This is a genomic window from Pontibacter anaerobius (assembly GCF_026241195.1).
Classification (GTDB): domain Bacteria; phylum Bacteroidota; class Bacteroidia; order Cytophagales; family Hymenobacteraceae; genus Pontibacter; species Pontibacter anaerobius.
In genome coordinates, this window is record NZ_JAPFQO010000008.1 from 201892 (window position 1) to 225808 (window position 23917).

Here is a 23917-nt window from a genome sequence, read left to right on the forward strand (position 1 = left end):
GATGCAAACCAAGAATAAGGTGCCAATGGGCGAGCCGAAGCTACTGTTCGACTGCCTTAGCTACCAGTTGGAGCATTTCCCGCTGGAGGATATGTTTTGTTCCAAGGAAAGTGGCGCCTGGCGCAAGTATAGCACCCAGGAAGTACAGCAGAAGGTGAACCAGTTGAGCGCGGGCCTGCTCGCGCTGGGCATCTCCAGGGGCGACGGTACAACCGAAGGCAGAGACAAGGTTGCCATTATCAGCCAAAACTGCCCCGAGTGGATGCTCGCGGACATGGCCATTCAGCAGATAGGCGCTGTCTCGGTGCCCGTTTACCCGAACATCAACAACAACGAGCTACAGTTTATACTTCAGGACGCCGGCGTAAAAATGGTTTTCGTGGGCGATGAGGCCCTTTACCAGAAACTGGGCAGTATCCTGCACGCTTTGCCCGACCTGGAGGAAATCTATACTTTTGAACCTGTTCTGGACACGCACCTCTGGTCAGAATTGCTTCTGAACCCGACGCCTGCCGCTATGCAGCAGGTACAGCAGTGCCGCGGCCTGATTCGTGAGTCCGACCTGGCCACCATACTTTATACTTCCGGCACCACCGGAACCCCGAAGGGTGTCATGCTCTCGCACCACAATATCGTCAGCAATGTGTTCGCCAGCTCCAAGGTTATACAGGAAATCGGGGTCCGCGGGAAAAGGGCACTAAGCTTCCTGCCCCTTAACCACGCCTTCGAGCGCATGGCCACCTACTGTTATATCTACAGCGGCGTGTCGATCTACTATGCCGAGGCGGTTGAGCGGATCGGGAGCAACCTGAAGGAGGTAAAGCCGACGCTGTTCACCACAGTACCCCGCGTGCTGGAGAAAGTATACGAGAACATCGTGGCAAAAGGAAACGAGCTGACAGGCACGAAGAAGAAGCTCTTTTTCTGGGCGCTTAGACTGGCCGAGCAGTACGAAATAAACCAACCTCAGAGCGCAAGCTACAAACTACAACTGGCCCTGGCCGATAAACTCATCTTCAGGAAGTGGCGCGAAGCCCTTGGCGGTGAGGTCAAAGCTGTTATTACCGGGGCGGCAGCCTGCCAGTTGCGCCTGCTCAGAGTATTTACGGCAGCCGGTATCGTTATTCAGGAGGGGTACGGGCTAACCGAGGCATCCCCCATCATCAGTGGTAACCGTTACAGCGAGAAGAACAGGATGTTTGGCACGGTAGGCCCCTTGCTGGAGGGCGTGGAGGTGAAAATAGCAGAAGACGGAGAAATACTCTGCAAAGGCCCCAACGTGATGATGGGCTACTACAAACGCCCTGACCTGACCGCCGAGGTGATGGACGGGAAATGGCTGCGCACCGGCGACATCGGAACCATGGTGGACGGCAAGTTCCTGAAGATCACGGACCGGAAGAAAGAGCTTTTTAAGACCAGCGGCGGAAAGTATGTGGCCCCGCAGCCCATCGAGAACAAAATGGTGGAGAGCCATTGGATTGAGCAGATCATGGTGGTGGGTGAGATGCAGAAGTTTGTAGGGGCCCTGATCGTGCCGGCTTTTCATGCCCTGAAAGACTGGTATACCAAACAAGGCATGCCCTACCCCGGCGACCATGTGGTGGTGAAAGACCAGCAGGTACGCGCCCTGATCAATAAATCAGTGAAGGAGTATAACCAGGACTTTAACCCCGTGGAGCAGGTGAAGAAATTCGTGCTGATGCCGCACCAGTGGACGATTGGCGGAGGTGAGTTAACGCCCACCCTCAAAGTAAAGCGGAAAGTGATCATGGAGAAGTATGGCGACCTGATCAGATCCATGTATCCCCATTAATGTTTCCGGGCTAAGTATAACGCAGAGGGATAAAGTATGATTTGCTAGTTTATCCCTCTGCGTTATCTTTTTATACTTGCACCAGACCTGCCCATACTTTTAAGTTTCAACTCATACATTCTGCGCACTTCCTGCCCCGCCTATACTTTATCTGAAGTATGGCGCCGCCTCATCCCACTGCTTTTTCAAAAACAATCCCGAACTTTGGGATACGATGCCTATTACGACCTTACCTGATCTACCTGTAAAAGAAGTGCTCGCCCGCCTGCTGGAGGCGCTGGAAGCAAGCAACCGCGCCGTGCTGGAAGCACCTCCGGGCGCCGGCAAAACCACGTTGGTGCCCCTGGCCCTGCTGGAGGCTGGCTGGCGCAACGATGGTAAGATACTCGTGCTGGAGCCCCGCAGGCTGGCTACCCGGGCAGCGGCAGAGCGCATGGCCGACCTGGTGGGCGACCCCGTGGGCCAAACCATCGGCTATTGGGTACGCATGGACCATAAGGTATCTGCCAGAACAAAGGTAGAGGTGGTGACGGAAGGCATCCTGACGCGCATCATTCAGGATGACCCCGCGCTGGAGGGCATCGCCGCTATCATTTTTGACGAGTACCACGAGCGTAATCTTCAGGCCGATCTGGGGCTTGCGCTGGCCTTGGATGCACAGGCCGTATTGCGCCCCGACCTCCGCATACTGGTGATGAGTGCCACGCTGGATGCAGGTGCCATCGGCAACTGGCTGGATGCACCTGTTATAAGCAGCGAGGGCCGTATGTTCCCGGTACAAACGCATTACCTCTCGCCGGCTGATGTGGCTGCCGCCGGCAACTATCCCGCCCAGCGGCTGGTAAACCTCGTACCCAAGGCCATCCGGACGGCGCTGCAGCAGGAAGCAGAAGGCGATATCCTTACCTTTCTGCCGGGCATGGGTGAGATCCGGAAGGTGGCCCAGCAACTGGAGGGCAAACTCTCCCCGGATGTTGAGCTGCACCTGCTGCACGGCGACCTGCCGCTTTCCAAACAAGTAGCCGCCATTCAGCCATCTCCCCAGAAAAAACGCAAGGTAGTTTTAGCCACGAGTATAGCCGAAACCAGCTTAACCATTGAGGGAGTCCGGATTGTAATTGACGGGGGCTTTGCCCGCGTACCGAAGTTCGTGCCACGCACAGGCCTTACCACACTCGCCACGGTGCCGGTGTCGCAGGCCGGAGCCGACCAACGGCGTGGACGCGCAGGCAGGCTTGGACCGGGTGTTTGCTACCGCTTATGGTCTGCGGCAGACCAGCTGCAGCTGCCCGAGCGCCAGGACCCGGAGATATTTGATGCAGACCTATCGGGGCTGATGCTGGAGCTGGCACTTTGGGGGGTGCAAGATGCCGCTACCCTCAAATGGCTCGATACACCCCCTGCCGCCGCTTTGTCGCTGGCGAAAGACCTGCTCCTGCGCCTGCAGGCCATCAATTCTGCCGGTAAACCCACCACGCACGGCAAAGCACTCGCCTCTTTGGGAATGCACCCGCGCCTGGGCCACCTGGTTATGCGCGGACATGAGTTGGGGATAGGCGCCACAGCCTGTGCCCTGGCGGCCATACTTTCGGAGCGCGACATACTAAAATCCCAGCAATTATCCTGGGGAGAAGGGTTGCCTGACCTGCAGTTGCGCCTAGAACTGCTGGCCGGTAAGCGCCCCCCTACGCCAGGCTTTGTGCTGGATGAAAATGCGCTTCGGCGTGTGAAAGAACAGGCGCAGAACCTCCGCCAACGGCTCCGGGAAACGGATGCAAGTTTAAATCCAGAAATGGCAGGCTTACTCACCGCTTTGGCCTACCCAGACCGTATTGCGCAGCGCGAAACCTCGGGGCGTGTGCGACTGGTATCGGGGCAGCGGGCAATCCTGGCCACAGAGCTTTTCGGCGAAGCGGACTTTTACAGTATAGCGCACCTGGACCTGGGCAAGCAGCCCCGTATACTTCTGGCCGCCCCCCTGGCTAAGTCAGACTTGCTGAAGCATTTTCCGGAGCAAATAGAAGCCACACAGGAAGTACGTTTGAATGAGGCAACGGCACAGGTGGTGGCCAGAAAGATAACAAAGCTGGGAGCACTGGTTCTGGAAGAGTCCAACATCTCTAAACCGAACCCTGAGCAGGTAGCTGAGGCACTGTTGCAGGCGCTGCGCGGGAAAGGAGTAGAAAGATTGCCTTGGACTAAAGAGGCTTCCGCGATACGCCAGCGGCTTGCCTTCCTGCACGAGCTGGAGCCCCAGAACTGGCCCGACGTGTCGGATGTGGCTTTGGCAGAAAATATGGAAGTATGGCTCGCCCCGCACCTGTACGGACTTCGCTCTCTGGACCAGGTAGCGCGGCTAGACTTAGGTGAGATACTGCTCTCTGACCTTAATTGGGAGCAGCGCCAGGAAATGGACAGGCTGGCCCCCTCGCACCTGCAGGTACCCAGCGGCTCGCGCATAACCCTGGATTACTCCGATGTTGCCGCGCCTGTGCTGGCGGTGCGCCTGCAGGAGGTATTCGGGCTGCTGGATACACCCAGGATAGGCGGTGGCAAAGTGCCGCTGCTCCTGCACCTGCTCTCCCCTGCCTCACGCCCGGTACAGGTCACCCGCGACCTGCGCAGCTTCTGGAGCAACGGTTATTTTGAGGTGCGCAAAGACCTGCGCGGCCGCTATCCCAAACACCACTGGCCCGATGATCCCTTAGCAGCACCCCCAACCCGGGGAACGAAGAAAAGGCCGGGGTAAACAGTTGCTCGCTCAAACTCTGCCTGCCTTTTCGTATGTGGTTCTTGCTATGGCTTGCTGGATTACCTTTTTAATAACTTGTTTCCAACCTATGCTTGAAAATCTGCACAACTCCATTTTTGCTTAATAAGATGTTCAGTAGCAAAGGATCATGGAAACCCAAATGATGAAAGGTAAACGAGCAGAACCAGTTTTTAAACTGCTGCATACTTTATACTATACTTCCCCCTTCCTATATAGCCTCCTGAGAGACACACTCCTTTTCAAAGTAGCCTAACCTTTTTACCAAAGGTATTATCGTAGTTTTCGGGAAATTTCCTTTATTTTTAGGGACGGAATCAATTGTCCAAAGCAAAGTATAGTTAATTAAAGGAAAATTTCAGCTTTCTCTCCCTCATGGAAAACCTCATCTCTTCAATCAACGATATTGTCTGGAGCAATGCCCTCATTATACTTTGCCTCGGGGCAGGGATCTATTTTTCAGTCGTTACTAAGTTCCTACAGGTTCGCTACATTCGCGAAATGCTGCGCCTGCTCTTTAACGGCCAATCGTCTCAAAAAGGCATCAGCTCTTTTCAGGCTTTTACCGTTGCCATTGCCGGCCGTGTAGGCACGGGTAATATTGCAGGGGTGGCCACAGCCATTGCCATGGGCGGGCCGGGCGCCGTGTTCTGGATGTGGGTGATCGCCTTCCTGGGCAGTTCTTCTGCCTTTATAGAAGCTACCTTGGGCCAAATTTACAAGCAGGTGAAAGACGGGGAGTACAGAGGTGGTCCGGCGTACTATATCGAGAAAGGACTGGGCGTAAAGTGGTATGCCGTTGTTTTTGCGGTAGCTACCATTGTAAGTATGGCTCTATTCTTACCAGGCGTACAGAGCAATAGCATCGCTTCTAGTGTAAATACAGCTTTTGACATACCTGTGGCCGTTACAGGCGGCGCCGTAACAGCCGTTCTGGCCCTTATTATTATGGGAGGCGTTAAGCGGATCGGCAAGGTAGCGGAAGTGGCCGTTCCGTTTATGGCTGGTGCATATATCCTCATGACTGTCATCATCATCGCCATGAATATTTCGGAAGTGCCGGCCGTTATCAGCCTTATCTTCCGTTCCGCGTTTGATATCGAGCCTGCTTTTGCCGGCGTGTTCGGTATGGCTATCTCCTGGGGTGTGAAGCGTGGCATTTACTCCAACGAGGCCGGACAGGGTACTGCACCGCACGCTGCGGCGGCGGCAGAGGTAAGCCACCCGGCCAAGCAGGGACTGGTACAGGCGTTTTCAGTGTACGTAGACACCATGTTTGTTTGCACCGCAACCGCCTTTATGATCCTGTTTACCGGTCAGTATAACGTGGTGAACCCGGAGGGAGGCTTTATCGTGGAGAACCTGCCGGGCGTATCGTTTGGCCCGGAGTACACGCAGATGGCAGTAAATACCTATTTCCCTTCGCTGGGCAGCGGCTTTGTGGCCGTTTCGCTGTTGCTTTTCGCTTTCACCACCATCATGGCCTATTATTATATTGCGGAAACAAACCTCAGCTACCTGAACACCAAAGGCAACAAATGGATGATTTGGGTACTGCGGGCACTCATACTGGCGGCAACTTTCTACGGGTCCATCAAAACAGCAGAATCTGCCTGGATGCTGGGCGATATCGGTGTAGGCATCATGGCCTGGCTGAACGTGGTGGCCATCATACTTTTGCGCAAGCCAGCCCTTCGCGCCCTACGCGACTACCAGGCCCAGCGCGCAGCCGGCCTCGACCCTGTGTTTAACCCTTCTGCGATAGGAATTGAGAACGCAGAGGAATGGAACGAGGATGTGCAGGAGGACAAAGCCCTGCAGGCAGTATAACACGGCCTTGGGTAACACTTAACAATCGCTTACACAACCTGGCATAGAGGTGAGAAAGCTCACGCTTTGCCAGGTTTCTTTTTTCAAATCATCCCCTGCAGCAGCCTGGAGCCGTTTTTCACCAAAGTATAACTCGTCCCGGATAAAGTATGAATCTAAAGAATTAGTGGAATCTGGTGTATAACATATGAATTTTTATTGTTTCTGACCTGTTACAAAACCGAAGCACCACAGCACTTGTAACAACCTGAGGTGCAAGGCTTTTACTTTACACAAATTACCTAAAAAGCACGTTGCAGGTGCTTTTGCCATATAATTGAATATGCTGGAGACCTTAATCCATACTTTTTTACTCAGCCTTTCCCCTTTCGGTGAGGCGCGCGCCGGAATACCCTATGCCATACTTAACAATGTGCACCTGATCTGGGCCATCTTGATCGGTATAATTGGCAATACGCTGGTTTTCCCGCTTTTTATGTGGATGATCGATACGTTTAGCAAGAAGTTCTGGCCTTTTCGGGCTTATAAGAGAGGAGTAGTATACTTTTCTAAGAGAGCCAAAAAGATTGTTGGCGGCAATGTGCAGCGTTATGGTTTCTGGGGGCTTATGGTTTTTGTCATGATCCCGCTTCCGGGTACCGGTGCTTACATGGGCACGATTGCGGCCAACATATTTAAGATCGAACGCAAAAGAGCCTTTCTGGCAATTTCACTAGGGGTTCTTATCTCCTCGGTATTTGTTGGTGCCGGTTCTTACCTGGGTATGCTAGGCTGGGAAAAACTATAAGATAAAAACGGATACACAGGTTTCACAGGCTGGCTGTATCATACATCAAATCGGGGCGGTATGACCATGCAAGGTTCTGCCGCCCCGATTTTTTTGATTCCCTTCAAGCGGTTTATACTTGCAAGCAAAAGAGTGTGCAGGTGTAAGATGCAACAGGTAACCATTACTATAATACCCTAAAATACTGCATCTTTGCAGCTTTAACAGGCTATGGAAATCACAATGAACAAGCAGCGGCTTTCGCTGAGCGTATTCTTCTTTCTGGCGGGCTTCAACTTTGCCAGCTGGACCTCCCGAATCCCCACCATCGCGGGTGCCTTACACCTGAACGAAGCCGAACTGGGTTCCATACTTTTAACGATGCCGGTCAGCTCCCTCATCGGGCTTCCTTTGTCGGGTTGGCTGGTAACCAGGTATGACAGCAGGATTCCGCTGACGGCAGCTTTCCTGCTAAACGCGGTTTCACTTTCCTTGATTGGGCTGGCTGATACTTCCTTCTACCTGATCATTGCGCTGTTCCTGTTCGCCTTAAGTATGCGTATTTTTAACATTGCGGTAAACACGCAGGCCATAACCCTGCAGAAGCAGTTTGAACGAAAGATAAACGGTTCTTTTCACGGGCTCTGGAGCCTTGGCGGGATTGTGGGTGTGGGTGTGACCACCTTACTGGTGTCTCTGGAGGTTACTATCGTGCCGCATTTGTTGTCGGTATCCGTGTTTTCTGTCCTGGCTACCCTCATCACGACCCAATACCTGCTGCGCAACGACCGCTCCACCTCCGGCAATAAACTATCTCTTGGCAAACCAGACCCAGCCATTGTGTACTTAGGATTACTGGTATTTTTTGCTGCCGTTTGCGAGGGAGGTATGTTCGACTGGAGCGGCATTTACTTTCAGCAGGTAATTAAGGAAGAGGTGTTCACAGCCGGTTACCTGATCTTCATGTCTTTTATGGCGCTCTCGCGGTTTATCTCCGATCGCATCATCGACAGGATCGGTATGGCGCGGACATACGTGTTAAGTGCCTTGCTGATCTTCTCAGGCATTACCCTGGCTATACTTCTCCCTAGTTTCTGGCCTGCCATGGTCGGTTTCTCGCTGGTAGGCTTTGGCACTGCTTCGGTTATTCCTATGACTTATACCTTAGCGGGTACTTCTACCAAATACTCGCCCGGAGTTACGCTTTCTATTATCGTTACATATGGCATCATCGGCATGCTGATCGGTCCGCCCCTGATTGGCTACCTCGCCCACGCTTTCAACCTGAAAGTATCGTTTATACTTTTCGCCTTCGCCGGTATCATGCTGATACCTATTTCGCAACTGTTTTTCAGGTTGGAGAAGAAGGTGTAGCGTGCAGGGGTAGTTATAGCTGTACTTTGTAGCTGCTGTTTATACTTTGGCTATACGTTACACTTGCTCCACTTCTGGCGCAAGTCTTCAGACTTGTGTCCTACAATGATGTTGAGTTTGTAACTCAACTGTAGCCATACTTTATACTTAGCTATACTTTTATACCTGCCTTACCCGCTGTTCCGGACGTCCTTGTCCGGAACTTTCCTGCCGCGGATTTCCAAATCCGCGTACTTATACTTGCCTCGTCTAGCCGCTGCTTCCCTCAGCTTGAAACAAGCTATCCGCTCTAGTCACTGCTGATCCTCAGTCTTACAAACCTACAGTTGCATCACTGGCTTTGGCTCCCTCCAGCCCGGGAGGGCTCGTCTTCCCGCATCGCGCTGTGTTCCCTCCTGCCTCCGCTGCGCTGCGGCTGCCCTTGCCGGGCACCGGATCTCACAAGGCGCTCTTTATACGAGGGCCCCTCCCCCCACGGAAAGACTGGGATCAGTTCGATAGCCACTGTGCTCTACCATGGAACAAGTATAATTCCCCTCCTCGGAGGGGCAGGGGTGGGTTAATACTTTTGCTGATGACAGCCATCCCGAACGATGAAACTTACACCTCAACATCAGTAACTACAGGCTCCCCTCTTTAGCCTCTAAAGGGGGCCCCTGCACCCCCAGGAGGGGCAGGGGTGGTTGGATAATCAACTGCTGAATTCCCTCCTCTGGACAAACCAAAACGGGAGTTTTGAGCTAGCGAGCGTAGCTCTAGGGGTGGGTTCATCGTTCCCTAACTCTTAACTTCCAGTAAGAATAACAGTCGGCAACAGAAACCACGCTGAGGCCTCTGGCCTCAGGGAAGTCGGAGACTTCACATCATTTGTAGGACATGAGTCTGGAGACGCGCGCCAGAAAATAAACAGCGTGTATCACGAACAATCCTGTCCATCCCGGGGTAGGAGCCCTTAAAAATCCTGAAAATCCTGATTCAGACAAGCCAGACACTCGCGGGGCCTCCGGACACCGCGAGGTCTAAAAATCAACTTTCTAACCTCCCCTCTCCCAATCAACCTCCGGAAACACCACCTCCAGCTGCCGCTTAATCACCCTATAATTCCCCTTCCAGAAACTCGCCAGATCAGACACAGTAGTGATCGGCTTTAGCTCCGGCGAAAGCAAGGCCAGCTCCACGGTCATCTCACCCTCATCTACGGTCGGACTCTCCTCCCAGCCCAGCACATCCTGCAGGCGAATCTCCAGCTTGGGCTGCTCTCCGTTTGGTTTATACTCTAGTTCTATACTTGAGCCATCCGGCAGGTTTATACTTGCTGGGGCCAGCATCTCCAGCCTTGCACGCTGCTCCTCGTTCAGGTATTTGGCTTCCAGAATCGGCTGGAGGTCGAGCTTCATCAGGTCGTCGGGGTGCTCGATGTCGTATAAGTATGGCTTTAGCCAGTCCATGTTGGTCATGAGCAAAGTGCTGGTGCTTACGTCGGGCCAGAACTCGGAAGGGCGCCATTTACGCAGGCTCAGCACACGGTTCTGCCATTGCGTTAGCTCGTGGTTAAAGTCCAGCAGGTGATCGCCTTCTGCTTTTATGGCTGCGGAGATGGCCGGTACGCGGTGCTTCTCGTCGGGTGGTGGCAGCGGCTTGCTTTGCAGAACGATGCTTCCGATTCGCGTATCCATCGAGGCAGTCAGTTCGCCGTCGTTTACGTCCCAGTGGTATACTTCCTGCTGCTTTACGAGCGGAGCAAGGTCGCGGGGGTTAAGCGGTGATGCCAGGAAAATGCGGCCCGGGTTGTCGCCGGTACCGGCGTGCAGGTGCGCGATGGCTAGCCAGGGCTCGTGCGCCAGGTCGTCGCGGTGACCGGCAGACGCATACTGGCCGCTTGCCAGCTGGAACTGCGCGTTATTGCCGGGGCGAGCATAAGCGATGCGCTCCGGGTAGCAATGCGTCAGCAGCACACCCGTTTCATACTCGTCAAAAGTGCTGTTATCAGGGTGCAGATCTAACATGGAGCGGTACGAGCGGGCGATCTTCTCGATCTTGCCGAAACGCTTGCCCTGCCCCTGCTCTTTTCTATACCTTCTGAGGGCTTCAATTCTTAAGTTAATGTCGATGCCGGCGTTGCGGTCCAGCGGGTCGCGCTCTTCCAGGATGGCGGCAATATCGCTTGCCAGCGCCACCTGGTCCGTTTCCTCGGCCTTGAGCAGCATGTGCGCGATACGCGGGTGGCATGGCAGCGCGTGCATCTTTTTGCCGTGCTCGGTCATGCGGCCGTTCTCCAGCGCCTGCAGCTGGTGCAGCATGTCGGTGGCGTACTGCAGGGCGGCGCGCGGCGGCGGGTTCAGCCAGGTAAGGCCACGGATATCCATAATGCCCCATTGTGCCATGTCCAGCACCAGGTTGGATAGGTCGGCTTCCATGATCTCGGGGGTGCGGTGCGGGGCCATGCGCTCCTGCGTGGTCTTGCTCCACATGCGGTAAGCCGTGCCCGGACCCAAACGCCCTGCCCTGCCGGCTCGCTGGTCGGCGGCGTCTTTGGAGATGCGCACCGTTTCGAGACGCGACAAACCGGACTTCGGATCGAAGCGGGAGGTTTTGCCGAAGCCCGTATCCACCACCACCGAAATTCCTTCTATGGTTAAGCTGGTCTCGGCTATACTTGTCGCCAGCACTATTTTGCGTTTGCCCTGGCGGTCGGGCATGATGGCAGCGTACTGCTTACCGAAGGGCAGCATACCGAACAGCGGGTGTATCTTAAAATCGCGCAGTTGCCTGCGGAGTAGTTGCTCTACTTTCCGGATGTCGTTTTCGCCGGGCAGGAACACGAGGATATCCCCTTCCTGCTCTTTGGCGGCCTGCTGCACTACTTTGGCCGTCATTTCGGGCAGCATGCGGTCGTCGGCGTCGCCGGTGTAAAAGGTTTCGATGGGGTATTGCCGCCCCATACTTTGCGCTACCGGGGCCTGCAGCAGTTTGGTCAGCTGGGGCATATCCAGAGTGGCCGACATCACCATAATGCACAGGTCCGGGCGAAGCGTGTGCTGCGCCTCCCGGCTCAGGGCCATGGCCACGTCGGCGTGGATGCTGCGCTCATGAAACTCGTCGAAGATCACGATGCCGATGCCCGACAGGGCGCGGTCGCTGTGGATCATGCGGGTCAGGATGCCTTCGGTTACGACCTCGATGCGGGTTTGCTCGGAGATGCGCGTCTCGAAACGGATGCGGTAGCCGACGGTCTGGCCTACCTCCTCGCCCAGCAGCTGCGCCAAGCGCTCGGCAATGGTTTTGGCCGCCAGGCGCCGGGGCTCCAGCATAATGATCTTCTGATCTTTCAGCCAAGGCTCGCCGAGTATAGCCAGCGGCAGCAAAGTGCTTTTACCGGCTCCGGGAGGCGCGTTCACGATCAGAGTATTTTGCGCCGAAAGGTGCTCCCTAACGGCAGGTATAATTTCCCGAACGGGTAAGTCTATGGTAAATGGATTGAAGGGCAAGGGGGGTAAAAGTAAAAAATAGCCTTAAAACTAATTGATTAGTTCTAAGGCTATAAATTGTAAAACATTATGTGCGAGAATACTCAATTTGAATATTGGTAATATGGTCTATAACTTCAAAAAGCTCGATAAAATTTACAAAAACTTTTGGATCATGAATTTTTCTAATTTTAGAGGCAAAAGCGGTCTTACTACCTCCTATTTCATAAACACCATCTATTGAAGTTCTTTTTAATTTATTTTCCTGTTCCAATAACGCATCTGAAAAATAATGTTCTATTTCTAAAAAATTGAAGCTTTGTTTGTCTTGAATATAGTTCTGCCTCTCTGCAATTGCAGGTAAACAAACTGCATAAATCTCACTAGAACTATGTTTCTTTAATGTTTGATTCTTTAAAACATCAAAGTTTTTAAGGCCATTAAATTCCTGTATACCCTTAGCATCTCTATCGAAAACTCCAATTATCTTCTGACCTGGCCCAAGTATAGGAAAGGCCGACATAAGTGTTTTAGCTAATTCAGCAGCTCCTCCCGATGTTACTCCTGAAGGCCTGATTTCCCAATAAGGAACACTACCTCCTGTTAGAACCATAAAAGCATGTTCCAATATTTCAGCATCAGTTGTACCTTCTGTGACAAGTATAATTTTTCTATCTGCCCTAATATTGTCAAAATTTGAAAATCTGAGTTTACTTGCTGGAACAGCAGTAAGTTTTTTTAAAGGAGCATTTAGTTTGTGAAAACCTTTTTTTAGTTCTTTTTTAAGCTCTTTATAGTTTTCTCCTTTATTTATATCTAAAGACAAATCAGCTATAATGGCAAGACTAGGATCATTAGGAAGATCAGTTTGAAGAATCAAATCATTTATTGGCTCTTCTTCATTTATTCTTTTAGAATTCAATGTTAAAGCCAATTTTAAAGCTCTGTATCCCCAATTTGTTTCAAATTTCGAAGATTTATATTTAGTTAGAAAATCATTGAATGAGAGCTTTAATGGTTCCTTAAGAGTTACAGAGTTAAAGTTTTCATAGAAGTACATTAAGTTCATGAGTTGCAAAACAGGAATCTTGTAATTTTTAAAATGAAACTCATCATCTCCGCTTAACTTAAGTAATGTTTCATATGTCTGTATATTTGATTCTACAGCCACATCGACACCTTCTTTTCTAAGTTTGTTGTCTGTTTGATATAAGGCCTGCATTAAATAACCTAGGCCTATTACGCTCATAAAGTAATCATTTAACTTTACAGAAGTTTTAATTCTTTCGATTATCTGCTTAAGGAAATGCCCCATATCTTTCGACTTACCAGCATAGAAAATAGCAGTATTTTGCCAGTTTATATCGAGAAAGTTCTGAATTAGCAGTTGTTCTTTATCTCTTTGGTGCTTAAATATTTCTATTGCACCATAATATTCCATAAAGGAATCATGACTGAACTGAATGTACTTATTATCCTTCAACAGAAGTATACCGGTATTTTTGATTAGATAATCTAATACATCTTCTAAATTGCCTTTCCTTATAGGTATAGTTTTATCTCTGTAATAGGATAAGAAAAAGTTATAGAACTCATTTATATCCATTGGAGAATGTTCTTTTCTCTCCAATAACCCTAGAGCATATAGCGACAAAATCCTTTCCCTAAAAGAGACATCAATAAAATCTATTTTTGATGAAACTATAGCTTTACCTAGTAATAATGAGTTGAAGTTGTCATAAATATCAGTTATCGTTGCAGGAATCTCTAAATTGTTTTCTTCATACAGAATTGAAATTAAAGACAAAGTCAGCGGGGTAATTGGTAGCTTCTCTAGTATTCTGTTATCTCTTAAAGCATCAAGAAGATTCTCTGCTCGTGATTCCTCATTCTGAAAAAACGTGCTTATAAATCTTTTGATTTGGTCATTGTTAAACTTCTCGATAGAGAAGTTATCTATTTCTTTTAAAGAAACTTCTGAGTATAACTTCTCATAATTTCGAGTACCTATAAAGAAATTTATTTTTTTGTTCTTATAAAGTTTTACCAATTGTTCTAGAATAGCTTTTTGATTTGCATCCTCCAGTTCATCTATGCTATCAATTAGTATTACAATTTTATATTCTGTGAAAACAGTTTTTATGTCAAAATATGGTGCGAGTCTGTTCAGTAAGCATTTGTATATGTCATAGCCATTATCAAAAATCTCTGTTGTTGTAATGAATACTGGCAAATTTTTAATTCCAGATAGATCTTGGTTCTTCCCTATCAGAATTTCGCCTACCTTTTTTAAAGATGTAGTTTTTCCAGTTCCCGCATTTCCTGATAGGATAACTGGGTTTTTGTTTTCTGCAATGTTCTCTAAAGTTACCTTCTTTCTTATAGGAGTGTTAGTAGCCTTGTCTTCATAAAAATGAAAGTAATTAGGCTCTATAAAAATCTTTAAAAGCTTATCGTACTTTTCATTAAATATTTGTAGCTTTTTAAGCTCGTTGTCTCCATGTATCGAACCACAATAGTGCTTTTCATACTCGATTAATTTTACATCATCATGCTTCCAAAAATCTGGCAAATGAGTGTTTATAAGATTTATAATTGGATCACGATCTATGAACTCTAGAACTATATTTGTTAATTGTGAAGCAAGTGCATTTCTAAACCCCTTTGATATTACATTGTTAGAAAAAACAAAAAAAGAAGAGTATGATCTCTTTTTGGAATAATTAACTATATCTTCCTTATATGTAGCAACATTCTCTGAGGCAATTAGTTTTTCATCTAGATAAACAAAAGCATGATTATACTTCGATAATGGACCTACTAATTCTCCTACAATTAGATTTTCCTCTCTTTGTAAATTTGTATACCCAAGCTTAGATATTAAAGCTTGAATTAACTCAAAAAGTTTTTCTTTTTCTAAGTGCTTTATAGTATCTATCTTATATAATTCCATTTGTACTTTATTGGTTTTTATTGCAGAACTATCCCTATAAAGCTTGAAATTATAATTAATATTTAACATGTTCTATATTTAAAGATTTTATCTGTAGATGAACATCAAAAATAACCTGTCACAAAACTTATAACGCAGTACGTAGCTACTATCATCTAGTAGGTTTACTTTATAAACAAAATTCTCTTTAAGCTGGCGCGAGCTTGCAGCTCGTGCCTTTTCTTTTCCACGCAGCTATACCTTCAGCTAAAGTAACAGTACGAGCTACAAGCTCGCACTAGCGTTTCAATACTAGCGTACAAATACCTAGACCCGCAAACTGCTATTTAAAGTATAAGCCTTACATGAGCAGGAAGTATAAATTTCATAACAAGGAAGGGCTATACTTTGTGAGTTTTGCGGTGGTGTACTGGATAGACGTGTTTACGCGGGAGGAGTACTTTGCCATACTTACCGACAGCCTGGACTATTGCCGGAAGAACAAAGGCATGGAAATCTATGCCTGGTGCATCATGCCCAGCCACGCGCATCTTATCTTCCGTGCCAAAGACAATAACCCGAGCACGCTGCTGAAGGAGCTGAAAACTTATACTTCCAAGCAGCTACAAAAAGCCATTACCGAACACAACCAGGAAAGCCGGAAAGAATGGATGCTATGGCTGATGGAGCGAGCCGGCCTGAAGAACAGCAATGTGAAGCACCGGCAGTTCTGGCAGCAACACAACAAACCTATCGAGCTGTGGAGCGCTACGGTAATAGATCAGAAAATCGATTATATCCATAACAACCCAGTAGAAGCCGGCTTTGTGTCGGAGCCGGAGCATTGGAAGTATAGCAGCGCGGTAGACTATAGCGGCGGGAAGGGTTTGCTGGAAATTGATTTGGTTTGAAAAGTGGAGGTACGAGCTACAAGCTCGCACCAGCGAGGAGAGTGCAGCCGATCATTCTGAAAAAAAGCAGAAGCCACTTAATCCAAGCGTTTTTCTATCACAATGTCTGGCCTGTAGATACTTTCCTGAACCCGGATCAATTTACCTTTCTCAAAGAAAACATATAAATCCCTATCATCACTTTGAGGTAGTCGGTACACGGTATGTTCTGCCGTCTTTTCAGACAAATAGACACCGACGTTTTTCTTCTTAAACTCACTTTCGGTCATACCAATATCAACGGTATTACGGACAAGCGCGCAGGCTGTCATGAGAAAGGTCAAAAGAAGCGTAATAACTATTTTCATATGGCAAGTAATTTTAGATAATCCTGTTTCAAGAATAGTCTGAAAGCTAATTAACTTGCTCTCAAAGAACATGCCTCTTATCTAATATTCTATTCGCTTCTCCACAAAAACAAAAATTTCTCCGATGGCGCGCGCTTGCAGCTCGTGCCTTTTCTTTTCCACACCTTCAGTACGAGCTATAAGCTCGCACTAGCAATGTGATAAATGAGCACTATAAAGTATAAAAGCGGGGCTTTAAGGTTACGCAACAGCCCCGCTTTTATGTATGCTATTAAAAATGATCTCTTTTCTGCCCCTTACCGACCTTAAGCTTCCTGTTTCTGGGCAGCCAGTAATGCATCGAGGTTTTCCATGGCCATGGTCAGGCCTTCTTTAAAGCCCATCTCGATGGTGGTTTCGAGTTGTGCCAGGTCATCGAATGTGATCAGGTTCTCTACTAAAGTAACCTCCTCTCTGGGTGTAAAGCTTACCTCCCACTTCGATTGCGGCATTTCTGTGTTTACCACTCCTTCCGCATCTGCAAAGCCATCAAGGGCGGTAAAGCTCTTTTTAGGATCAATGGTCTTGTAGTTAGCCAATGCCCAATGCTCTTCCCCTTCGGGGCCAACCATAGCATAGTGCCAGTAGCCGCCTTCCCTGAAATCCATCGTTTTGGTGCGGGCTTTCCATGGCTTAGGCGCCCACCATTGGTCCAGTATCTCGCTTTTTGTGTAAGCATCCCACACAAGCGGGAGCTCTGCTGCAAACTCTCTTTTAACTGTTATCGTTTTGTTTTCCTCGTTCACGGAGAACTCAAATTCCAGGTCGTGTTTCATGGCTTATTTTGTTTTATGTTAGAAAATATAGTGTCAAGTTGGTTAAAGCGGTCTTCCCAGATCTTCCTGAACTGTTCCAACCATTTGTCTATCTCTTTCATTTTAGCAACTTCAAGCTGATAGTAAATTTCCCGCCCCTGCTGTTCCTGTTTCACAAGCTGGCACTCTACAAGTATCTGCAAGTGCTTAGAAACAGCTTGCCTGCTGGTGTCAAAATGTTCGGCTATCGCATTCGGAGTCATCGCCTGCAGGGCAATTAAACCAATTATGGCTCTTCGGGTAGGGTCTGCTATCGCCTGGAAAATGTCTCTCCTCATCTGTCAATCAAAATATGCAACCGTTTGTTTGCTAATATACGTGCAATTATTCGGTTGCGTATAATATTTTTGATTTATTTTTTTATCTAAATACCCGCTTGTGCGAGCTTGTAGCACGTGAATTTCCTTTCCACGAGGCTACCATCCATAAAGGCTAATGTTGCTAAACCTGAACTTCAGGCAAAGGCGCTCGTACCTATATAATCCCTATTAAACTAAAAATAAGGCAAAATATATGGAAAAAGATAACTGTTTGACTGGCCCTGCTAAACCCCGTATCGCGGAAAGGCTGGCCGAAAAATTAAGCATGGCAGCTAATAGCGCTACTATTTATGGTGAGCCGGTAGAACGGGATGGTGTTACCGTCATTCCCGTTTCTAAGGCATCATATGGTTTTGGTGGTGGAGAAGGTGCAGGCACAGAAGGAAAAGGATCAGGATCTGGCGGTGGCGGTGGCATGGCACTTACTCCAATAGGTTATATTGAAATAAAGCAGGGAGCAACCCGTTTCCGCACCATCCGCGACCCGCAAACGGTAGTAAAAATAGTAGCTATCAGCAGCCTGGCTTTATTTCTGACTACTAAGACCATCGTAGAAATTTTCAAGAATAAGAGCATTGTAAAGCTATTGAAGAAGTAAGTTTACGGTGGCAGGCCAGATGAAAATACAGCCCCCGCTGGCGCGAGCTTGCAGCTCGTGCCTTAGCTCCCACCCAGCTGTACTATCAACACGCGAGCGGTTCAGGTTACTGCCTTTCCCTATCAGCCCAAATCCCCCGATCAGTATTATATACTTCTACCGCAACTGTGTCCCTGCCAGGATGTATACATACTATAAGCAGTTTGCTTCTCCCCTATGAGCAAAAAGATCCAGAAGCCGTCCAAGCCAGTAACTGGTTCTATGTTGAAAGCTCCGTTTCTGTGGATGGAGTGGGGAATGAACTGGCTCACTTACTGGATGAGCCACCTTGCTGTGTTTAAGCTTCTGAAGTATGTGGGCAAGCTGGCCATATTGGTCGCTATTATTGGCTGGTTTTGGGAGGCACCCACACGCCGGAATGCCTCCATTCGCGAGAATTGGGCTGTACTTTACGAGAAAGGGGGCGGCCGCATGGAGGCCTTGCTATTCCTCCGCCAGGAAGGCGTTGATCTCAGGGGCTTTAACGGGGAGTATGGCTTCTTTGAGGGTATTGACCTGCAAGGGGCTAACTTATACGGAGCCGACCTGTCTAATGCCAAGCTGGCAAAGGCAAACCTGAGCCACACCACCCTCACCAATTCCGAACTAAACAAAGCCGTGCTGGACAGCGCCAACCTAAAGGCCGCCATATTAGCCAACTCTGACCTGACGGGTGCCTGGCTTCGCTACGCCGTACTTGACAGGGCCAACCTCACCTTCACTAATTTCAGCCGTGCCTTTGTAAGCGGAGCCAGTCTGCGGTCTGCCAACTTTAATGAAGCCAGGCTAAGCCATGCATTTTTCCATGCTGCTGATCTGCGCGGTGCTACCTTTCAGTTTGCCAAGTTAGACAGTACTGATTTAAACAGGGCTAAGCTAAGTGATGCCGACCTGTCACTGGCCGACATGCGGGGTGTTAAGTTATTTAATGCCGATCTGACAAACGCAACGCTTACGTTCGCCATGTTGGTTAACGCAGACTTAAGCGGTGCTATGATGCGGGGGGCCGACCTGAATAATTCCATTTTAATAGATGCCAACTTAGAAAACGCTGTGTTGGATAATGCCAATCTAAGAGGTGCCAACCTGCGAGGCGTAAATCTTAAAAATGCCAGCCTGCGCGGTGCAGACCTGCGGAGCGTCCGCTTCCTGAGCGATTCCGCTTTACAACATGCCGATACCACTGGTGTACTGCTGCGGTAGTTGTGTTAGATTTTTACTTTGGAACGGGTTATTATTCCTCCTGGTTTTAGTGGGCTATGTGATTTTCGTGAATGATTTTCATAACCCTATCCCTTAAAGCAGGGCCGTTAAGTCCTATAAAAACTATCCCCTGGAGGGGATTATACAGGTGTAAAGCCAATAGCCCAAGCATTTAATCAAGCGTTACCACCCCCTGGCTCCCCTCAAGGGGATAGTTTAGATACCGCTACCTTTGAATGTAATATCTTAAAGTAAATGTGGGATATCCGACTCAACTGGCCGAGGGCTAGTAAAAAGTATGGCACAAGCGTGGACGCTTGCGCCATAACAACCAAATTTATCAGAATCAAAAGGCCCTACTTCGCAAGCGGCTCCGAAATGCTTCAGCGTAGGTGGGGCATTCCCTACTGAGACGTAATGCCTGTTAACGCATGCAGCTACTTACGCAGGTACTGATCCTCACCCTTGAGCCAGTCTTGACGCGCCGGAGCAAAAAAGACAAGAAACTCTGTATCCTCCAGCACCACGATAGAATGTGGCTTATCAGGCGGCAGCACCAGCACCTCGTTGGCACGTACCTCCACGTCATGGTCATCAACCTGGTACTGCATCGCCCCCCGTGTTACCAGCATATACTCCTCGTTGGGATGGGAATGGCGATGGATTTCGTAGCCCTTTTTAGCGGTGAAATGTGCTAACGTAGCTTTTTCCCCGTTGATCACTTGCCGGGATACTGAGTCGCTCATTTCCTCTTTCTCAACGGTATCCCACGAAAATTTACTAATGTCCTTGTTCATATCAGTTCCTTGTTTGTTTTCTATATAGATTCCTGAACCTACCACGTAGGCCTCCCCGTTGTGCTGCACCTTGCGCACAAAGGTTTTCTTCAGCGCAGGCGTGTTGTCCCCGGGCTTATACCAGTAGTGCTCCAACCAGGCGCTGCCCTGCTCCATAGCTGCGGCAATCTCTTCCTTTACCACTTCTTTTCCCTGCAGGTCCTTCAGATCAATCAGGTTCTTTCCCTCCAGGCTGGGCTGTGCCGGGTTCACCAGTTCGGTACCGTCAGGGGTCTGAACGAACACGTAGGTATCCATGAAATAGAAAGGTCCTTTTTTGTCGCGGAGCAGGTTAAAAGCATCTTTGCCCGTCTCTTTTATAAGGATTGCGGCCTGGTTCACCACATCTTCCAGGAGATGCTCGTCCAGCTGCATGTTGTAGAGGCCACTGCCCACCAGGTACTGCTTGCCCGACGGAAAGGTAACCCGCTTCACGTAGCAGGACTTCCAGGTAGGGAAAATCTCAAAGGGTTTCGGCCACATGGCATGCAACCAGCCTTGCCCCTCCGGAGCGGAAGCGATCTCCAGGAACATCCTGCCGATCGGCTTTCCAAGTGCATCCTTAAGCCCGCGTACATCCTTGCCCTCCCCTTCCGGAAGCTCGCCATGGAAAACCCTTACACCGTCCAGGGACCAGACGAAGAAGTAGATCTCATCGTGCAACCATTTGGAGCCTTGCTGCCGCATTTCCGGGAAAGCTCCTTCCCCTTTCTGCTCCAGTAAAACCGCCGCCTCGTTCACCAGTTTCACCAGTTCCTGCGCTGTCATACTTGTAGCGGGCTGCTTCTCTTTCGGCGCGTCCGCCAGGTACACACCGCAACCTACCATCACATCCTTGCCTTGCAGCTTTGCCTTGTGCACATAGGCTGACTTCTGCGTCGATACATTCTCGCCGGGCTTTGGCCACATATAATCCATCCAGCCTGCACCCTGCGCTTGTACCATCCGGATCATCTCCTGGTTCAGCAGCTTGCCCTGTGTATCCTTCATATCGAGCAGGTCGCGCCCCTCCAGGTTAGGAAAGGCCGGGTTGAGTATCTCAACGCCATCCATGCCGATGATGAAGATGTAAGCATCTTTTACCCTGAAAGGGCCTGCCGGGTCGCGCAGCAGGTTAAAGGCATCCTTTCCTTGCTGCTCTACTGCTGTAACAGCCCTGCTCACCATGTCTACCACATACTCACGCTCCATGCGGTCGTTGTACATGCCGCTGCCCACAATGTACTGCTTACCCGAAGGCGATGTCACCAGCTGCACGTAGCTGCTCTTCCAGCGGGGCAGCAGGCCACCCGGCACCGGCCACTCGTAGTGGTACCAGCCCTCGGGCTTGTTTGGGGTGGCGGTGGCCGCGGAAATAAGGCCGCGGATGATGGGCTTGCCGTTCATGTCCTTCAGCTCCAGCTGGTTTTTGCCTACCATGGAGGTGTCGGGGTGCACCAGCATGTTGCCCTCCGGATCGAGCACAAACACATAGCTCTCGCCCTTACGCCAGCGGCTACCGGCTTTACCGAAATCTTCGAAGGCCGCCTCTCCTTTTACATGGAGCAGGTCTGCCGCCTCCTGCACGAGTTGAACAAGCTCACGTGTCTCCCTGTACTCATGCCCGGCGGTTGCAGGTTGAGTATTTTCGGCGGAAACTCCCGCTGTGTCTGGTGCAGTCTGTCGCCCCACCGACGGATGATTGTTCTTCTTCATAGCTATACCTCTTATTGTTTGTCCTTCTGAGGGTGACGCAGGTGCTGGTCTTCTCCCATGAGCCATTCTTCCCGTACCTGTGTAAAGAAATCAACGAACCGGATATCCTGAAGCATGGCCACGGCGTGTGGAACGTTAGCAGGATTGACCAGCACCCCACCTGGTTTCAGGGCAGCCTCCCACTCATCAAAGACCACTCTGCCAGTTAATTTTCCAGGCTTCATTCCTTGTTAGTCCCTATTTCATTTGTGGTTCGTTTAGCTCCTTCAACTCCTTCCGCACCATCTTCCGGATAGAACCCGGACCCGACGATGTATACCTCATCGCCATGCTGCACTTTCTTCACGTAGGTGTGCTTTTGGGTAGGTATGTTTTCGCCTGGCCTGTACCAGTAGTAGTCTACCCAGGCGCTGCCGTTCTTCAGGGCGGCAGCTGTGTACTCCCGCACAAAGGGCTTGCCTTTCACATCTTTCTCGTTGATCAGGTTCTTGCCTTCCAGGCTTGGCTGGGCCGGGTTCACCAACTCCACACCGCTGCTGTCTTCGACAAACACATAAGTATCCAGGAAATAGAATGGCCCATGCTTGTCGCGGAGTTTGTCAAAAGCTTCCTTTCCCTGCTCCTGCACCAACGCTGCGGCACGGTTCACTTCATCCTCAATAAAGGCCTTGTCCATTTGCATGTTGTAGAGGCCGCTGCCCACCAGGTACTGTTTGCCCGAAGGGAAGGTAACCCGCTTCACGTAGCTGGACTTCCAGGTGGGGAAGATACTGCCCGGCTCCGGGTACATATAGTGCACCCATCCCTCCCCTTTCGGGCTTTTGACTGTCTCCAGGAACATCTTGCCATAGGGCCTGCCGAACGCATCTTTGGTACCATCCACTTTTTGACCTTCTATAGACGGGTTGGCAGCATGAAAAACCCTGTCGCCGTCCAGCGTCCAGACGAAGAGGTACTTATCATCCTGCAACCATTTGGCCCCTTTTTTCCGGAAGTCCGGGTATGCCTTTTCACCGCGCTTCTTAAGTTCAGCAGCCGCATCGTTTACAAAGCTCATCAGCTCCGAAGCGCTCATCTTTTTAGTTGTAGCGCTTGCCTTCGGCGCATCCGCCAGGTACACACCGGCCCCCACTACCACCTGCTTTCCATCCAGGTTGGCGGCTTTCACATAAGCTGATTTTTGGGTAGGGATGCTCTCTCCGGGCTTGGGCCACAAGTAATCCACCCAGCCGGCACCCTTGGTCTGCGCTGTTTTAAGTATCTCCCGCACGAAGTATTTGCCCTGGGTATCCTTCATGTCGTAGTTATTTTCACCTTCAATGCTCGGGAACATCGGGTTCACGATCTCAACGCCTTCCGGGGTAAAAACAAAGATGTAGGTGTCCTTGGCGAGGTAAGGGCCTGCCGGGTCGTGGAACAGCTTATAAGCAGCCTCTCCGCGCTGCTCCACCTCTGCTGCGGCCTTGTTCACCATGTCCTCCACGAATGCGCGCTCCATGCGGTCGTTGTACATGCCGCTGCCCACGATGTACTGCTTGCCCGAGGGGGTCTTCACCAGCTGCACGTAGCTGCTCTTCCAGCGGGGCAGCAGGCCGCCCGGCACCGGCCACTCGTAGTGGTACCAGCCCTCGGGCTTGTTTGGGGTGGCGGTGGCCGAAGAGATGAGGCCGCGGATGATGGGCTTGCCGTTCACGTCCTCTAGCTCCAGTTGGTTTTTGCCCACCATGGAGGTGTCGGGGTGCACCAGCATGTTGCCCTCCGGATCGAGCACGAACACATAGCTCTCGCCCTTACGCCAGCGGCTGCCTGGCTTGCGGAAATCATCGAAGGCCGCTTCGCCCTTGGTGCGAACCATCTCCGCAGCATCCTTTACCAGGGCTGTGAGTTGGCGGGTAGAATCCTGCACCGCGCTGCCTCTCACTTCCTCTGCCATAGCAACAGGCCATACAGGACTGTTGCTGCCCCAGCTTTGGGTGCTGTAAACTAGAAGTATGGCAAAGGGCAATAGTTTGAAGAAAGGAGTAATTTTCATGACCAAAAAGTATAATAGAAGATTGTAGACATGCCAAAGCGCCTGACCACCGGGCTTCGTGGCCAGCAAACCAAACAGATTGTTTTTAAATAATCCTAACTATCCTAAATATATTACGAATTCAACG

General features: G+C 49.9%; 16 protein-coding genes. 9 read left to right on the forward strand and 7 right to left on the reverse strand.

Annotated elements, in window-relative coordinates; translation table 11 throughout:
* Nucleotide 1 precedes the first annotated feature (1 nt).
* From OO017_RS13090 to OO017_RS13110, 5 genes are all read left to right on the forward strand, one after another.
* Nucleotides 2-1816 carry an AMP-dependent synthetase/ligase gene (locus OO017_RS13090; RefSeq protein WP_266052949.1) on the forward strand — a complete coding sequence of 605 codons (1815 nt, stop codon included), beginning with the start codon at nt 2-4 and terminating at the stop codon, nt 1814-1816.
* A gap of 214 nt (nt 1817-2030) precedes the next feature.
* Nucleotides 2031-4565 carry an ATP-dependent helicase HrpB gene (gene hrpB, locus OO017_RS13095; protein WP_266052950.1) on the forward strand — a complete coding sequence of 845 codons (2535 nt, stop codon included), beginning with the start codon at nt 2031-2033 and terminating at the stop codon, nt 4563-4565.
* 396 nt (nt 4566-4961) lie between these two features.
* On the forward strand, nt 4962-6416 hold the full coding sequence (locus tag OO017_RS13100) for an alanine/glycine:cation symporter family protein (RefSeq protein ID WP_266052951.1): 1455 nt from the start codon (nt 4962-4964) through the stop codon (nt 6414-6416).
* Between the two features lie 322 nt (nt 6417-6738).
* On the forward strand, nt 6739-7203 hold the full coding sequence (locus tag OO017_RS13105) for a COG2426 family protein (RefSeq protein WP_266052952.1): 465 nt from the start codon (nt 6739-6741) through the stop codon (nt 7201-7203).
* A 210-nt stretch (nt 7204-7413) separates the two neighbouring features.
* Entirely contained in the window at nt 7414-8556 is a 1143-nt protein-coding gene (locus OO017_RS13110; RefSeq protein ID WP_266052953.1) for an MFS transporter, read from the forward strand.
* A gap of 1034 nt (nt 8557-9590) precedes the next feature.
* On the opposite strand, the gene hrpB (OO017_RS13115) is transcribed toward OO017_RS13110, so the two are convergent.
* Together hrpB (OO017_RS13115) and OO017_RS13120 are read right to left on the reverse strand one after the other, a co-directional pair.
* Nucleotides 9591-12044, reverse strand: coding sequence for an ATP-dependent helicase HrpB (hrpB, locus tag OO017_RS13115; protein WP_266052954.1), 2454 nt, complete (start codon nt 12042-12044; stop codon nt 9591-9593).
* A gap of 67 nt (nt 12045-12111) precedes the next feature.
* Nucleotides 12112-15045 (reverse strand): NACHT domain-containing protein, encoded by a 2934-nt coding sequence (locus tag OO017_RS13120; protein ID WP_266052955.1) that lies wholly within the window; start codon nt 15043-15045, stop codon nt 12112-12114.
* 275 nt (nt 15046-15320) lie between these two features.
* Here OO017_RS13120 and OO017_RS13125 point away from each other — a divergent pair, with 275 nt between their 5' ends.
* Nucleotides 15321-15866 (forward strand): REP-associated tyrosine transposase, encoded by a 546-nt coding sequence (locus tag OO017_RS13125; protein WP_266052956.1) that lies wholly within the window; start codon nt 15321-15323, stop codon nt 15864-15866.
* Between the two features lie 77 nt (nt 15867-15943).
* Here the strand turns inward: OO017_RS13125 and OO017_RS13130 are convergent, their stop codons facing one another.
* The 3 genes from OO017_RS13130 to OO017_RS13140 all read right to left on the reverse strand — a co-directional run bounded on the left by OO017_RS13130 (nt 15944) and on the right by OO017_RS13140 (nt 17345).
* On the reverse strand, nt 15944-16213 hold the full coding sequence (locus tag OO017_RS13130; protein ID WP_266052957.1) for a hypothetical protein: 270 nt from the start codon (nt 16211-16213) through the stop codon (nt 15944-15946).
* 305 nt (nt 16214-16518) lie between these two features.
* Nucleotides 16519-17028 carry an SRPBCC family protein gene (locus OO017_RS13135; protein WP_266052958.1) on the reverse strand — a complete coding sequence of 170 codons (510 nt, stop codon included), beginning with the start codon at nt 17026-17028 and terminating at the stop codon, nt 16519-16521.
* A complete protein-coding gene (locus OO017_RS13140; RefSeq protein ID WP_266052959.1) occupies nt 17025-17345 on the reverse strand; it encodes an ArsR/SmtB family transcription factor in 321 nt (106 codons plus the stop codon). The genes OO017_RS13135 and OO017_RS13140 overlap by 4 nt, the downstream gene beginning before the upstream one ends.
* 235 nt (nt 17346-17580) lie before the next feature.
* On the opposite strand from OO017_RS13140, the gene OO017_RS13145 reads away from it, so the two are divergent.
* The gene (locus OO017_RS13145) at nt 17581-17985 is read left to right on the forward strand and encodes a spore germination protein GerW family protein (protein WP_266052960.1); all 405 of its coding nucleotides are present in this window, start codon (nt 17581-17583) and stop codon (nt 17983-17985) included.
* A 216-nt stretch (nt 17986-18201) separates the two neighbouring features.
* Nucleotides 18202-19227 (forward strand): pentapeptide repeat-containing protein, encoded by a 1026-nt coding sequence (locus tag OO017_RS13150; RefSeq protein ID WP_266052961.1) that lies wholly within the window; start codon nt 18202-18204, stop codon nt 19225-19227.
* Between the two features lie 437 nt (nt 19228-19664).
* Here OO017_RS13150 and OO017_RS13155 read toward each other — a convergent pair whose 3' ends face one another.
* Entirely contained in the window at nt 19665-21758 is a 2094-nt protein-coding gene (locus OO017_RS13155) for a cache domain-containing protein (RefSeq protein ID WP_266052962.1), read from the reverse strand.
* A 14-nt stretch (nt 21759-21772) separates the two neighbouring features.
* Here OO017_RS13155 and OO017_RS13160 point away from each other — a divergent pair, with 14 nt between their 5' ends.
* Nucleotides 21773-21967 (forward strand): hypothetical protein, encoded by a 195-nt coding sequence (locus OO017_RS13160; protein WP_266052963.1) that lies wholly within the window; start codon nt 21773-21775, stop codon nt 21965-21967.
* Between the two features lie 11 nt (nt 21968-21978).
* Here the strand turns inward: OO017_RS13160 and OO017_RS13165 are convergent, their stop codons facing one another.
* On the reverse strand, nt 21979-23790 hold the full coding sequence (locus OO017_RS13165) for a cache domain-containing protein (RefSeq protein ID WP_266052964.1): 1812 nt from the start codon (nt 23788-23790) through the stop codon (nt 21979-21981).
* Nucleotides 23791-23917 lie beyond the last annotated feature (127 nt).

Coding starts and splice junctions, on each gene's coding strand:
- OO017_RS13090 (WP_266052949.1), top strand. CDS start 2: ATGCAAACCAAGAATAAGGTGCCAATGGGCGAGCCGAAGCTACTGTTC.
- hrpB (WP_266052950.1), top strand. CDS start 2,031: ATGCCTATTACGACCTTACCTGATCTACCTGTAAAAGAAGTGCTCGCC.
- OO017_RS13100 (WP_266052951.1), top strand. CDS start 4,962: ATGGAAAACCTCATCTCTTCAATCAACGATATTGTCTGGAGCAATGCC.
- OO017_RS13105 (WP_266052952.1), top strand. CDS start 6,739: ATGCTGGAGACCTTAATCCATACTTTTTTACTCAGCCTTTCCCCTTTC.
- OO017_RS13110 (WP_266052953.1), top strand. CDS start 7,414: ATGGAAATCACAATGAACAAGCAGCGGCTTTCGCTGAGCGTATTCTTC.
- OO017_RS13120 (WP_266052955.1), bottom strand. CDS start 15,045: ATGTTAAATATTAATTATAATTTCAAGCTTTATAGGGATAGTTCTGCA.
- OO017_RS13125 (WP_266052956.1), top strand. CDS start 15,321: ATGAGCAGGAAGTATAAATTTCATAACAAGGAAGGGCTATACTTTGTG.
- OO017_RS13130 (WP_266052957.1), bottom strand. CDS start 16,213: ATGAAAATAGTTATTACGCTTCTTTTGACCTTTCTCATGACAGCCTGC.
- OO017_RS13135 (WP_266052958.1), bottom strand. CDS start 17,028: ATGAAACACGACCTGGAATTTGAGTTCTCCGTGAACGAGGAAAACAAA.
- OO017_RS13140 (WP_266052959.1), bottom strand. CDS start 17,345: ATGAGGAGAGACATTTTCCAGGCGATAGCAGACCCTACCCGAAGAGCC.
- OO017_RS13145 (WP_266052960.1), top strand. CDS start 17,581: ATGGAAAAAGATAACTGTTTGACTGGCCCTGCTAAACCCCGTATCGCG.
- OO017_RS13150 (WP_266052961.1), top strand. CDS start 18,202: ATGAGCAAAAAGATCCAGAAGCCGTCCAAGCCAGTAACTGGTTCTATG.
- OO017_RS13155 (WP_266052962.1), bottom strand. CDS start 21,758: ATGAAGAAGAACAATCATCCGTCGGTGGGGCGACAGACTGCACCAGAC.
- OO017_RS13165 (WP_266052964.1), bottom strand. CDS start 23,790: ATGAAAATTACTCCTTTCTTCAAACTATTGCCCTTTGCCATACTTCTA.